This window comes from Streptomyces mashuensis, assembly GCF_014654785.1.
Lineage (GTDB): Bacteria > Actinomycetota > Actinomycetes > Streptomycetales > Streptomycetaceae > Streptomyces > Streptomyces mashuensis.
In genome coordinates this window covers 795,950-808,605 of record NZ_BNBD01000002.1, presented here as the reverse complement: position 1 = coordinate 808,605, position 12,656 = coordinate 795,950, and the positions used below count along the sequence as shown (strand labels likewise).

The 12,656-nt window shown below is 74.7% G+C and carries 13 protein-coding genes; 9 read left to right on the top strand and 4 right to left on the bottom strand.

What is annotated here, in order from left to right; translation table 11 throughout:
* Positions 1 to 5 precede the first annotated feature (5 nt).
* Both IE305_RS08940 and IE305_RS08935 read left to right on the top strand, forming a co-directional pair.
* Positions 6 to 1,004 (top strand): ABC transporter ATP-binding protein, encoded by a 999-nt coding sequence (locus IE305_RS08940; RefSeq protein ID WP_190128883.1) that lies wholly within the window; start codon positions 6 to 8, stop codon positions 1,002 to 1,004.
* 10 nt (positions 1,005 to 1,014) lie between these two features.
* Entirely contained in the window at positions 1,015 to 1,701 is a 687-nt protein-coding gene (locus tag IE305_RS08935) for a DUF1707 SHOCT-like domain-containing protein (RefSeq protein WP_229890701.1), read from the top strand.
* A gap of 23 nt (positions 1,702 to 1,724) precedes the next feature.
* Here IE305_RS08935 and IE305_RS08930 read toward each other — a convergent pair whose 3' ends face one another.
* Positions 1,725 to 3,047, bottom strand: coding sequence for an SGNH/GDSL hydrolase family protein (locus tag IE305_RS08930; protein WP_190128882.1), 1,323 nt, complete (start codon positions 3,045 to 3,047; stop codon positions 1,725 to 1,727).
* A gap of 199 nt (positions 3,048 to 3,246) precedes the next feature.
* Between IE305_RS08930 and IE305_RS08925 the strand changes: the two genes are divergently transcribed.
* The 7 genes from IE305_RS08925 (at position 3,247) to IE305_RS08895 (ending at position 10,152) form a co-directional block, all read left to right on the top strand.
* On the top strand, positions 3,247 to 4,593 hold the full coding sequence (locus tag IE305_RS08925) for a DUF445 domain-containing protein (RefSeq protein ID WP_190128881.1): 1,347 nt from the start codon (positions 3,247 to 3,249) through the stop codon (positions 4,591 to 4,593).
* A gap of 47 nt (positions 4,594 to 4,640) precedes the next feature.
* The gene (locus IE305_RS08920; protein ID WP_229890698.1) at positions 4,641 to 4,883 is read left to right on the top strand and encodes a DUF3311 domain-containing protein; all 243 of its coding nucleotides are present in this window, start codon (positions 4,641 to 4,643) and stop codon (positions 4,881 to 4,883) included.
* Entirely contained in the window at positions 4,880 to 6,430 is a 1,551-nt protein-coding gene (locus tag IE305_RS08915; RefSeq protein ID WP_190128880.1) for a sodium:solute symporter family protein, read from the top strand. The genes IE305_RS08920 and IE305_RS08915 overlap by 4 nt, the downstream gene beginning before the upstream one ends.
* 42 nt (positions 6,431 to 6,472) lie before the next feature.
* Positions 6,473 to 6,796: a DUF6412 domain-containing protein gene (locus tag IE305_RS08910; protein WP_190128879.1), complete on the top strand. Its 324-nt coding sequence runs from the start codon at positions 6,473 to 6,475 to the stop codon at positions 6,794 to 6,796.
* Between the two features lie 125 nt (positions 6,797 to 6,921).
* Positions 6,922 to 7,692, top strand: a complete 771-nt coding sequence (locus IE305_RS08905) for a YidC/Oxa1 family membrane protein insertase (protein WP_190128878.1) — start codon at positions 6,922 to 6,924, stop codon at positions 7,690 to 7,692.
* A gap of 119 nt (positions 7,693 to 7,811) precedes the next feature.
* Positions 7,812 to 8,666 (top strand): fumarylacetoacetate hydrolase family protein, encoded by an 855-nt coding sequence (locus IE305_RS08900; RefSeq protein WP_190128877.1) that lies wholly within the window; start codon positions 7,812 to 7,814, stop codon positions 8,664 to 8,666.
* A 145-nt stretch (positions 8,667 to 8,811) separates the two neighbouring features.
* Positions 8,812 to 10,152: a choice-of-anchor A family protein gene (locus tag IE305_RS08895; protein WP_190128876.1), complete on the top strand. Its 1,341-nt coding sequence runs from the start codon at positions 8,812 to 8,814 to the stop codon at positions 10,150 to 10,152.
* A 10-nt stretch (positions 10,153 to 10,162) separates the two neighbouring features.
* Here IE305_RS08895 and IE305_RS08890 read toward each other — a convergent pair whose 3' ends face one another.
* The 3 genes from IE305_RS08890 to IE305_RS08880 are packed head-to-tail and all read right to left on the bottom strand — an operon-like array spanning position 10,163 to position 12,655.
* A complete protein-coding gene (locus IE305_RS08890; protein ID WP_190128875.1) occupies positions 10,163 to 10,813 on the bottom strand; it encodes a LuxR C-terminal-related transcriptional regulator in 651 nt (216 codons plus the stop codon).
* A gap of 32 nt (positions 10,814 to 10,845) precedes the next feature.
* Entirely contained in the window at positions 10,846 to 12,114 is a 1,269-nt protein-coding gene (locus IE305_RS08885) for a sensor histidine kinase (protein WP_229890696.1), read from the bottom strand.
* Positions 12,115 to 12,142: 28 nt separating this feature from the next.
* Positions 12,143 to 12,655, bottom strand: a complete 513-nt coding sequence (locus tag IE305_RS08880; RefSeq protein WP_190128873.1) for a hypothetical protein — start codon at positions 12,653 to 12,655, stop codon at positions 12,143 to 12,145.
* Position 12,656 lies beyond the last annotated feature (1 nt).

The window sequence follows — 12,656 nt, the reverse complement described above, 5'->3', positions numbered from 1 at the left end:
TACCGATGCCCACCACCCCCGCCGGGCCCCCGGCCACCGAGGCGCCGCTCATCGAACTCGACGGCGTGGAGAAGGTGTTCCACGTCCGGCGCCGCACCGGCCTGCTGCGCCGCGAACGCCGCGAGGTGCGCGCCGTCGACGGGCTCACCTTCCGCGTGCCGCGCGGTGAGATGGTCGGCTACATCGGCCCCAACGGCGCCGGCAAGTCCACCACCGTCAAGATGCTCACCGGCATCCTCGTGCCCAGCGCCGGCCGGCTGCGCGTCGCCGGCACCGACCCCTCCCGCGAACGCGAGCGCCTGGCCCGCCGCATCGGCGTCGTCTTCGGCCAGCGCACCACGCTCTGGTGGGACCTGCCGCTGCGCGACTCGTACGGCCTGGTGCGCCGCATGTACCGCATCCCCGAACGGCGGTACCGCGAGAACCTGGAGCGCTGCGTCGAACTCCTCGACCTGGCCGCCCTGCTGGACGTCCCCGTGCGCCAGCTCTCCCTCGGCCAGCGCATGCGCGGCGACATCGCCGCGGCGCTGCTGCACGACCCCGAGGTGCTCTACCTCGACGAGCCCACCATCGGCCTGGACGTCGTCAGCAAGGCCAAGGTGCGGAACGTGCTGCGCGACGTGAACGCCGAGCGCGGCACCACCGTCCTGCTCACCACCCACGACCTCACCGACATCGAGCAGCTCTGCAAGCGCGTCATGGTCATCGACCACGGTCGGCTCGTGTACGACGGCGGGCTGGACGGCCTGCTCACCGCGGGCGGCGGCGAACGCACCCTCGTCGTCGACCTGGAGCGGGAGTTCCCGCCCATCGAGGACGTGCCGGGGGCTCGCGTCGTACGGGTCGAAGGGCCGCGCCAGTGGCTCGCGTTCGCCGCCGGGGGCAGCGCCGCCCCGCTCGTCGCGGCGGTGGCCGAACGCTACCCGCTGGTGGACCTGTCGGTGCGCGAGCCGGCCATCGAGGACGTCATCGCCCGCATGTATGCGGACCGGCCCGCCGCCTAAGCTGAACCGCATGAGCGAACTTCCGGAAATGCGGGCCTCGGACGCCGAGCGCGAGCGGGTCGCAGAAGCACTGCGCGAGGCGGTCGCCGAGGGGCGGCTGGACATGGAGGAGTTCGGCCAGCGGCTGGACGCCGCCTACAAGGCGCGCACCCACGCCGAGCTCGAACCGCTGGTGCGCGACCTGCCCGTGCCCACCCGGGCCGCCGCGGCGCCCGAGCGGGCCGACGACGGCTCCTGGGCGGGCCGCATCGGCGGCACGCCCACCTCCCGCACCGGCATCGCCGTCATGGGCGGCTTCCAGCGGCGCGGCGGCTGGACCGTGCCCCGCCGCTTCACCGCCTTCACCTTCTGGGGCGGCGGCGTCATCGACCTGCGCGAGGCCCGCTTCGAGGGCGACGAGGCCGTCATCCGGTGCATCGCCATCATGGGCGGCGTGCAGGTCGTCGTGCCGCCCGACCTCGACGTGCACGTCGGCGGCATCGGCATCATGGGCGGCTTCGACGACGACGGCGCCTCCGGCCCCGGCGCGCCCGGCTCGCCCAGCGTGCACGTCACCGGCTTCGCCTTCTGGGGCGGCGTCGGCGTCGAGCGGAAGATGACGAAGGAGGAGCGCCGGCGGCTGCGCGAGGAGCGCCGCGCCGAACGCCGGCTGGAGCGGGACGAGCGGCGCGGCGGCGGGGGGAAGGAACTGCGCTGACCGCCGGCCTCCCCAGGGGCGGGCTACAGCGCCCGGTCCGGCTGTCCCCGGAGCGTCTCCAGGTCGACGGCCTGGGCCATGGCCCGGTAGCCGGCGTCGCTGGGGTGGAGGTGGTCGCCGCAGTCGTACGCCGGCAGCAGCCGCTGCGGGTCCGCCGGGTCGCGCAGCACCATGTCGAAGTCGACGACGTGGTCGAAGACGCCGCCCGCGCGAATCGCCTCGTTGACGGCCTGTCGGATGGCCTCCTGCTCCGGCCCCACGCCCTTGTGCCCCTCGAACGGCGTCAGCGTCGAGCCGACCACCGGCAGGCCCCGTGCGTGCGCCCGCGCCACCAGCTGCCGCAGCCCCTCCGTGATCCGCTCGGGGTCCGTCTGCCGCGGCTGCCGCAGGATGTCGTTGATGCCCAGCTCCACGACCACCGCGCGGACGCCCGTGCGCGTCAGCACGTCGCGGTCGAACCGCTCCAGTGCACTGGGGTTGTTCACGGCCGACGTGCCCATGCCGCCGAGCAGGACGCGGTTGCCGCTGATGCCCTCGTTCAGCACGCCATAGCGCGGCGCGCCGTGCTCGGTGCGCAGCCGGGCCGCGAGGAAGTCGGTCCAGCGCCGGTTGGCGCCCACGGTGGCCGACACGCCGTCGGTGATGGAGTCGCCGAGGGCGACGACCGCGCCGCTCGCCTCGGTGCTCCACACGTCCACCCCGGTGACGTAGCGCCAGTAGGCGGTCTTCTCGGTGTACGCGGTGCCGTCGGCGTCCTCGGCCCGGTCGCCCTCGGCGAGGTACGAGATCTGGCGGGCGTGCGGGTGCAGGGTCACCGGCCCGGACGGGGTGGGGGAGTAGGTGGTGACCAGCAGGTCGGCGCCGGGGCCCACGTCCAGGTCCACCGGGTCGCTGACGACGGCGTCGCCCGGCGGGACCGTCACCTCGAGGTTGCCGCCGAAGCGCAGCGGCCGCATGCTGCCGGGCGCGGCGGTGGCGCTGCCCGGTACGGAGGCGAGCGCGAGGGAGGCGTGGCTCAGGGTCAGCGGGGTGCTGCCGAACAGGTTGGACAGCTGGACCCGGGCCCGGCTGCCGGCGAGTGTGCTGTGCACCACGTTGCGGATGGAGCGGCCGGCGTAGCCGCCCGGCGTGTCCGGCTCGGCCACCGCCGGCGAGGTCGACCAGGCCCCCACCCAGTGCCCCAGGGCCGCGGGCGCGGCCGACCGGTGCGGCTCGCGCGGGCCCTCCGCGGGCTCGCCGGAGCCCGCGGCCCCGACGAATATCGCGGCGGACACGGCGACCACCACGGCCGCCAGGGCGGCGGCCACGGCGTAGGCGGCGCCGCGGGGCAGGGGTGACCTGAACATGAACGGTTGTCTCCCGGGGACGGTGGAGATGTCACCTCGGCGGCAGCGCATGAGCGCGGAAATGCCGGTGACATGTCATGGGCGACTTGTCAGACGCGGGGAACTCTTCGTGCGTTCCCCGAGTAGGACGAACGGGGACGTCGCGGGACGGCGTCGGAGCGGACAATGCACATGAGGTCAGCCGGAACGGGTGGTGCGGATGAAACAGTCCCATGGTGGGGAGCCGGCTGCCGCCGGGGGCGGATCGAGCGCCGCCGATGGAGTGATGCCCGTTCCGGGCGCCGGCCTCACCTACAGCGCGGCCGACGCGGAGCGGCGGCGCGGGGTCCGCAGGATGAAGACCCTCGCCACGGGTCTGCTGCTGGCGGTCGCGGTGGTGTACGGGCTCGCGAAGTGGGCCGGGGCGGCGGGCGCCGGCGGCTGGACGGCGTACGTGGCGGCGGCCGCCGAGGCCGGCATGGTCGGCGCCCTCGCCGACTGGTTCGCGGTCACGGCCCTCTTCCGGCACCCGATGGGCCTGCCCGTGCCGCACACGGCCATCATCCCCACGAAGAAGGACCAGCTGGGACAGAGCCTGGGCGAGTTCGTCGGGGAGAACTTCCTCTCCGGCGACGTCGTCCGGCTGCGGCTGCGCGCGGTCGGCATCGGCACCCGGCTGGGCGCCTGGCTCAGCCGCCCGGAGCACGCCGACCGGGTGACGGCCGAACTGGCCACCGCCCTGCGCGGCGCCCTCACCGTGCTGCGCGACACCGACGTGCAGGCCGTCGTCGGCGAGGCCATCACCCGGCGGGCGGACGCCGTGGAGCTCGCGCCCGGCGCCGGCGCGCTGCTGGAGAAGGTCGTCGCCGACGGCGGCCACCGCCGCGTCGTCGACCTCGTGTGCGTCCGGGCCCACGACTGGCTCGTCACCCACCAGGACTCGGTGATGGAGGCCGTCGCGGGCGGCGCCCCCGGCTGGACGCCGCGCTTCGTCGACCGGAAGGTCGGCGAACGCGTCTACCGGGAGCTGCTGCGCTTCGTCACCGAGATGCGCGACATGCCCGGGCACCCGGCGCGCGGCGCCGTCGACCGCTTCCTGTCCGACTTCGCCTCCGACCTGCGGTCCGACGCCGACACCCGGGCCCGTGTCGAGCGGCTGAAGTCCGAGCTGCTGGCCCGCGGCGAGGTGCAGGACGTCATCGCCTCGGTGTGGTCCTCGGTCCGCGCGATGATCGTGGCCGCCGCGGAGGACGAGCACAGCGAGCTCCGCCGCCGCACCCGCGCCTCCGTCCTCTCCCTCGGCACCCGCATGACGGACGACGCCCGGCTCCGCGCCAAGATCGACGGCTGGCTGGAGGACGCCGCGGTGTACGTCGTCACGACGTACCGGGACGAGATCACCGCGCTCATCACCGACACCGTGGCGAGCTGGGACGCCGAGCACACCACCCGGAAGATCGAGGCGCACATCGGCCGCGACCTCCAGTTCATCCGCATCAACGGCACGGTGGTCGGCGCCCTGGCGGGCCTGCTCATCTTCACGGCGTCGCGGCTGCTGGGGGCGTGAGCGGTGAACAGGTTGTCACCGCCCGGAGTCGCCTAGGGTCGGACACCGTGCTGAGAAAACGCCCCCACCTGGCCTGGCTCGCGGCCCCGTACGTGCTCTACCTGGCCGCCCTCCCGGCGGTGAACCGCCTCCACCCGACCGTCGCCGGGCTGCCCTTCCTCTTCTTCTGGCTGCTCCTGGCCACCCTCCTCACCCCGGCGGCCGTCTACCTGGCCTGGCGGGGCGACCGTGCCCACCGGGCCCGCAGGACGCGGGACGGTGCCGGCGGCACTGACCGGGGTGCGGCATGACGTCCCAGGCCGCCACCGCCACCACGGTCTTCGCCGTCTTCATGCTCGCCACTGTCGTCCTGGGCCTGGCCGCCGTACGCGGCCGTACGCCCGGCGGCGGCATCGCCGACTGGTCCGTCGGCGGCCGCAGCCTCGGCACCGTCCTCATCTGGGTCCTCATGGCGGGCGAGGGCTACACCAGCTTCAGCTACCTCGGCGCGGCCGGCTGGGGCTACAACCACGGCTCCCCGGTCCTCTACGTCATCGCCTACATGTCGTGCGGCTACGCCATCGGCTACGTCGTCGGCCCCACCCTGTGGGCGTACGCCCGCCGCCACGGCCTCGTCACCATCACCGACATGGTGGCCCACCGCTACGGCCGCCCGTGGCTGGGCACCGCCGTCGCGATCCTCGCGACCGTCTGCCTCCTGCCCTACATCCAACTCCAGATCACCGGAATGGGCGTGGTGGTTTCCACCATTTCCTACGGTGCCATCAGCCTGAACTGGGCCTACTTCGTCGCCTTCGCCGTGACGACGACGTTCGTCGTGATCAGCGGCCTGCGCGGCAGCGCCTGGGTGTCGGTCCTCAAGGACGTCCTCGTCATCGCCACCCTCGGCTTCCTCGCCGTCTACGTGCCCCTGCACTACTTCGGCGGCTACGGGCCCTTCCTCGACCGCCTCACCGCCGAGAAGCCCGCGTGGCTCACCCTCACGGGACACGGCGGCAGCGGCCTCGGCGGCGCCTGGTTCGCCACCACCAGCTTCCTCAACTCCCTCACCGTCGTCATCTTCCCGACCACGGTCGCCGGCTACCTGGGCGCCCGCAGCGCCGACACGCTGCGCCGCAACGCCATGCTGCTGCCGTTCTACAACGTGCTGCTGTTCGTGCCCATGCTGCTCGGCATGGCCGCGCTGTTCGTGGTGCCGGGACTCAAGGGCGCCGAATCGAACCTCGCGTTGTTCAAGCTGGTCGTCGACTCGCTGCCGGCCTGGGCCGTCGGCGTCATCGGCGTCGCCGCCGCCCTGTCGTCGATCGTGCCGATGGGCGTCTTCATGCTCGTCATCGGCACCATGTGGGGCAGGAGCGTGCTGGGCGCCGTACCGGCGCTGGCCGGACGCCAGGACCGGCAGAAGGTCGCCGCGCAGGTGGTCGTCGTCGTGGCCGGCGCGCTCGCCCTGCTCATGACCTACACGCGGCCGGACACGCTGGTGCGGCTCTCCCTCATCTCCTACGAGGGCATGGCCCAGCTCGTCCCGATGGTGCTGATCGGCCTCGTCTGGCGGAAACTGACGCTGTGGGGCGCGGTGTCCGGTCTCGTGGTGGGCGGCACGCTCGTGTGCTGGCTCGTCTTCACCGGCCACGACCCGCTGTGGGGCGTGAACGCCGGCGCGCCCGCGCTCGCCGTCAACCTGCTGGTCGCCCTGGCGGTTTCCCGGTTCGGGCCGCGCACGGCCGACCTCCGGCCCGACGACGAGGTCCTGGCGGCGGACCCGGGGCCGGGCGGGGAACCGGAGGGCCCGGGCGGGGCGTTGTCAGTGCCGGGGGCTACGCTCGGGAACGACTGAGCACCCATGGAGGGGAGCCACGGAGGGGAGAGGAGGAACGGGATGAGCGCCGCGCAGGCCGTGCGTACGCAGCTGAGCGTGCTGTTCGTCGTGCTCGCCGAGCTGTTCCTCGCCCAGAGCGGCATGCTCGCCGCCGCCACCGCCGTCACCGCGGTCGCGGCCACCACGGTGGTCGCGACGGCAGTCCTGCTGCTGAGCGCCCTGGCCACGGCCGCCGCCCCGGCCGGGCCGCTCACGCCCACCCGCATACGCACCGCGATACGGGACCGGGAGCTGCGCACCGCCTTCCTCGCGCAGCGCGACCCGGACGCCCGCGGCCGCCGGCGCCCCCGTGCGCCGGGCCGGGCCCTCCCGGCGACCGCGTAGGCACCCGTCACCACCCTTTCCCGGAGGCGCCCGCCAGGGCGCCGCCCGGTGCCGCGGGATGCCCGCGCGCCTCGTCACGCCGACCGCTCGACCCTTCGGCCACGACGAGACCCGTGGAGGGCTCTGTGTCTTCGTTCCTTGCTTCCCTTTCTGCTCCCTTCTTCCACCTGCTCGGGTCCCTGCTGACCCGTCTCGCCGCCGTCCTCGAACCCCTGGCGGGTGCTTCCGCGACGGCCGCCGCCGTCGTCGTGTTCACGGCGCTGGTGCGGCTGGCGATGCACCCGCTGGCCCGTTCGGCGGTGCGGGGCGAGCAGGCCCGCGTCCGGCTCGCGCCGCGCCTCGTGGAGCTTCAGCGGCGGTACGGCGGCGACCCCGAACGGCTGCGGCGCGAGGCGGGCGCGCTGTACGCCCGGGAGGGCGCGTCGCCGCTGTCCGGCTGCCTGCCCACGCTCGTCCAGCTGCCGGTGTTCTTCGTGATGTACCGCCTGTTCGCGTCCGGCGACGGCGGCGCGGGCCTGCTGGACCACACGCTGCTGGGCGCCCCGCTCGGCGAGCGCTGGTCCGACGCGCTGGCGCGCGGCGGCCCCGCCGGGGCGCAGGGCCTGGTGTACCTGGGCCTGTTCGCCGCCGTCGCGGCGGTGGCCACGTGGTCGTACCGCCGGGGGCGCGCGGCCGTCGCGAAGGCCGCGGCGGCGCAGCCCGTCGCGGACGGCACGCCGGGCGCCGGAGCGGTGACGGCCATGACGAAGGTCGCGCCGCTGCTGGCCTTCGGCACGCTCGTCACGGCCGCGGTGGTGCCGCTCGCCGCCGGCCTCTACCTCGTCACCACCACCACGTGGACGGCGGTGGAACGGGCGCTGCTGCAGAGGGGCGTGCGGGCGGAGCGTACGGCGTAGGCGGGGGCGGAGGCGGGGCGGGGGCCGAAACGATCCTTGTGCGGTGGGCCCCGGACCTGCACGATCATGGTCGAGGCCGTGCGCCCCGGACAGGGCGCGACGACGACGGGGGCGGGACGATGAAGCTGCTGCGGGTGGGACCGGCCGGCGGGGAGCGCCCCGCGCTGCTGGAGGAGGACGGGACGCTGCGCGACCTGTCGGCCGTCGTGCCGGACGTGGACGGCGCGCTGCTCTCCGACGACGCGGCCCTGGCCCGCGTCCGGGCCGCCGCCGGCGCCCGCATCCTGCCCGCGCTCGACCCCGTGGGCCTGCGGACCGGGCCGCCGGTGGCCCGCATCGGCAAGATCGTCTGCGTGGGCGTGAACTACCACGACCTGGTGGCCGAGGCGCGGATGGCGACGCCCACCGAGCCCGTCCTGTTCCTCAAGGCGCCCGACACGGTCGTCGGCCCCGACGACACCGTGCTCGTCCCGCACGGCAGCGAGAAGACCGACTGGGAGGCCGAGCTGGCCGTCGTCATCGGCCGCACCGCCCGCCACCTGGGCAGTGACGCCGAGGCGCTGGCCGCGGTCGCCGGCTACACGGTGTCCAACGACGTCAGCGAGCGCGCGTACCAGTACGAGCGCGGCGGGCAGTGGGACAAGGGCAAGAACTGCGAGACGTTCAACCCCCTGGGGCCGTGGCTGGTGACGGCCGACGAGGTGCCCGACCCGCAGGCGCTGCGCATCCGGCTGTGGGTCAACGGCGAACCGATGCAGGACTCCAGCACGGCCCGGCAGGTCTTCCCCGTCGCCCGCCTCGTCCGGTACATCAGCGGGTTCATGACCCTGTACCCGGGCGACGTGATCAACACGGGTACGCCGGCGGGGGCCGCCCTGACCCGCCCCGGCACGCGGTACCTGCGGGCCGGTGACGTGATGGAGCTGGAGATCGAGGGGCTGGGGCGGCAGCGGCAGGAGCTCAAGGACGCCTGAGACCGCTGTCCGCTCGAGGTCGTTGTCCGCCGATCGGGTCGTACGGGCGGCGTGGGGCGTGTACTGCCGTACGCGGCATGGGCGTATATGCATATTTTCGGATATGCGCCAGAGAACAGCCGCACGCCACCGGGTGTCCCGTCCGGTGACCACGGCTGTGGCCGCCCTGGCTACGGCCGGCGTCACGGGTCTGACGACCGCCCTGCCCACCGCGACGGCGGGGGAGATGCCGCCGGTGGCCCGCGCCACCGGGCCGGGCCCCTGCGTCCCCGGCAAGTGCCCGAAACCGTACCCCGAACCCCACAACGGCACCGTCTCCGGCCGGGACAACGCCGTCAACGTCTTCGTCGGCGGCGACTACGCCGTCCGCGAGGCAGCCGCCGGCGCCGAGGGCCGGGCCGTGGTGCTCGGCGACGTCGACGTCGCCAAGGCGCCCGGCGCGGCGCAGACGTACACCGTGGGCGCCGTCCCCGTCGGCTCGCGCGTACCACCGGACAACGGCACGCCGTTCCTGCGCGTGGGCGGCGCGGTCAAAATCGCGGCGGGCCAGCGGCTGCTCACCCAGGACGGCACGGTCAACGGCACCGTCTCCTACGGCGGCGCGCTCGCCGGCCCCGGCACCGTGGGCCCCAAAGCGGTGCGCGACCCCTCCGCCGTGGCCGCGTACCGCGCGCTGCGCGACGACGTCATGGCCGCCAGCACCTGCTACGGCTACGACCACGGCGTGCTGCGCAGGACCACCGGCACTGCCGTGAACCAGGGCGCCGCCACGGTGTTCACGGGCGACGGCACGTCGAAGCTCCAGGTGTTCAACGCGCCGTTCGACCTGACGGCGGCCGGTGGCGGCCCGCAGGAGATCGGCTTCCAGCGCGTGCCCGCCACCGCGACCGTGCTGGTCAACGTCACCAACCCGAGCGGCGAGGACCGCGCGGTGAACGTCTCGGCGAGCAAGCTGGCGGGCGTCCGCCGGGAACGGCTGCTGTGGAACTTCCCCGACGCCAAGAACGTGCGCCTCACCGGCAGCGGCACGCTGGAGGGCACGGTCCTCGTCGGCCGCCGCACCAGCACGGTGCGGGTGAGCGTCGCGGCGGTCAACGGGCGGTTCTTCACGGCGGGTTCCCTGGCGCACGAGTCGGGGCCGGCGGCCCCCGCCCCGGGCGCCACCGGGCCCGTCCTGCACGCGTACCCCTTCGAGGGCGCGCTGCCGGACTGCGGCACGGGCCCGACGCCGGAGGCCGACGGGCCCGTACGGGAGCTGGGCCCGGACTCCTTCCCGTTCCCGCCGGAGCTGCTGGGCCCGCCCGTGCAGCAGGCCGTGTACCCGGGCCTGCGCGGCGGCGCCCCCGCCCGCCCGCCGCGGCACGGCCAGGACCCGGAGCGCCACAGCCCGCCCATGAGCCCCGCCCTGGCCATCGGCACGCTGCTGGTGGCCGCGGGGACGACGCTGGCGCTGGCGGTGCTGTACCGCACGCGGCCCCGCGCCTAGGGGGCCGGTCTCAGCCGCCGGCTTCCAGATAGCGCAGGACGGCCAGGACGCGGCGGTGGCCCGACTCGGTCGGCGGCAGGCCGAGCTTGGTGAAGATGTTGGCGACGTGCTTCTCCACGGCCCGCTCCGAGACGACGAAGTGCTGGGCGATGGCGCGGTTCGTGCGGCCCTCGGCCATCAGCGCGAGCACCTCGCGCTCGCGCGGCGTCAGCACGTCCAGCGCCCGGGCCCGCTTCCCCGCGCCGAACAGCTGCGACACTACCTGCGGGTCGAGGGCCGTCCCGCCCGACGCCACCCGTTCCAGCGCGTCCACGAACTCGCCGATGTCGACGACCCGCTCCTTGAGCAGGTAGCCGAGGCCGGCCGCGCCGTCGCCCAGCAGTTGCTCGGCGTAGCGCGTCTCCACGTACTGCGAGAAGATCAGCACGCCGGTGCCGGGATGGGTGCGCCGGATCTCCACGGCGGCCCGCAGGCCCTCGTCGCTGTGGCCGGGCGGCAGCCGGATGTCGACGACGGCGGCGTCGGGGCGGTGCTCGGCGACCGCGGCCAGCAGCGCGTCCGCGTCCTCGACGGCGGCGGCCACCTCCACCCCGCGCAGGCCCAGCAGCTGGACCAGCCCGTCGCGCAGGATCGCGGAGTCCTCGGCGATGACGACGCGCATGCTCCCCCGTTTCTCGCGTCAGCTGATACGCGTCAGCTGTACGGCAGTACGACCGTGACCACCGTAGGTCCTCCCTCCGGGCTCGTGCAGCTCAGGGTGCCGTCGACGGTGCGTACCCGCGCGAGCAGCCCCGTCAGCCCGCTCCCCGCGCCCACGCGCGCGCCCCCGCGCCCGTCGTCCTCCACACGCAACCGCAGCGCCGTGTCGTCGGCCGTCACAGCGATGGCGACGGCCGACGCGCCACTGTGCTTCACGGCGTTGGCCAGGAGCTCGGCGGCACAGAAATAGGCGATCGACTCCAACGCGGGGCTGGGGCGGCGCGGGACGTCGACGGTGACGGTGACGGGCAGCGCGCTGTCGGCGGCCAGCGTGTCCAGGGCGGGGCCGATGCCCTCGTTCAGGACGGGCGGGTGGATGCCGCGGACCAGGGCGCGCAGGTCGGCGATGGCCTGCTTCGCGTTGCCCTGCGCCGTGTCGACGACGGCGAGGAGCTGCTCCGGGCCGGCGCCGGCGGTGACGAGTTCCCGAATCATCGTGAGGTGCATGCCGAGCCCCACGAGGCGGGCCTGCGTGCCGTCGTGCAGGTCGCGCTCGATGCGGCGCAGCGTGGCCGCGGCGTCCTCGACGGCCTGGGCGCGCGTCTCCTCCAGCACGGCGATGCGCCGGTCGGCGGCGCTCGGCCCGAGGAGCGAACGCAGCAGGGCGCGGTGCGGGGCCAGCGCCCCGTCGAGCAGCCGGCGGGCGAAGAGGAGGAGCAGCAGGCCGACGGCGACGGGGACGAGCAGCCGGGGCCAGGTGTCGAACTCCATGCCGGCGACCTTCAGGGAGACGTGCCGCACGGAGCCGTCGGGTTCGTGCACGGTCGTGTAGTTCCAGTGGCGGAGGAGCGGATGGAGGGTCAGCAGGACGCCGTAGACGTAGCCGACGAGGAGGGCGAGAAGCGGCACGAGGACGGTCAGCGGGGCGAGCAGCGCCCAGCCGGCGGCCCGCCGGGCGGCGCGGTCACCGAGAAGGGCCCGGCGGCGGGCGAACAGGCCGGACCCCGCCCGGGCCGGTGGCTCCGGCGCCTCCACGGCGTACCCGAGCAGGGAACGCGCCAGCACCCGGTGTGCGTTCCCGAGGCCCTTCGCGCCGCGCAGCGTCAGCGCGACCACCCAGGGGCCGAGGGCGGTCACGGACAGGACCGTGCCGACGAGCAGCCCGGCGGCCACGAGGGGGAGGCCGGCGAGGGAGAGAGGGAGGGAGAGGAGGACGTAGAGGGGAGCGCGGAGGTGGGTGCGGAGGTGGGAACGGTGGAGCATGGGGACCAGCATTTCACCAGGTCAGAACCTATGCGGCGAGCAGCCGGCGGGTGGCGCGGCCCTGGACGGCGAGGGCGCCGCGTATCAGGCCGAGCGCGGCCAGCTGCATTCCCAGGGCGACGCAGGAGTGCACGAACCACGCGCCGACGAGGGTGGGCCCGCCCCAGGCGTTGTGGAAGCGCTCGTCGGGCGTGAAGGGGTGCCCGAGGGCGAACGACGCGTCCGGGCGGAGGAAGTAGAGGTAGCCGGCGTAGGTGAGGTAGCCGACGAGGAGCGCGGCGACGAAGGACACCAGGGCGGGCAGGGCCACGGCGACGCTGTGCACCAGCACCCGCCACCGGGCCGGCCGCCGCGCCGGGAGGCCGGCGAGCGAGGTCTGCGCCCGCGCGGCGGGCCCGTGCGCGCCGAGCAGCGCCATGGGCACGGCGGCCACGGCGAGCGGCAGGGCGACGACCCCACGGAAGAGGGTGCGCGCGGCGGCGTGGAGCAGGGGGCGGAGGGAGACGGTACGGACGGTCGGGGTGACGGCGCTGCTGGTCATG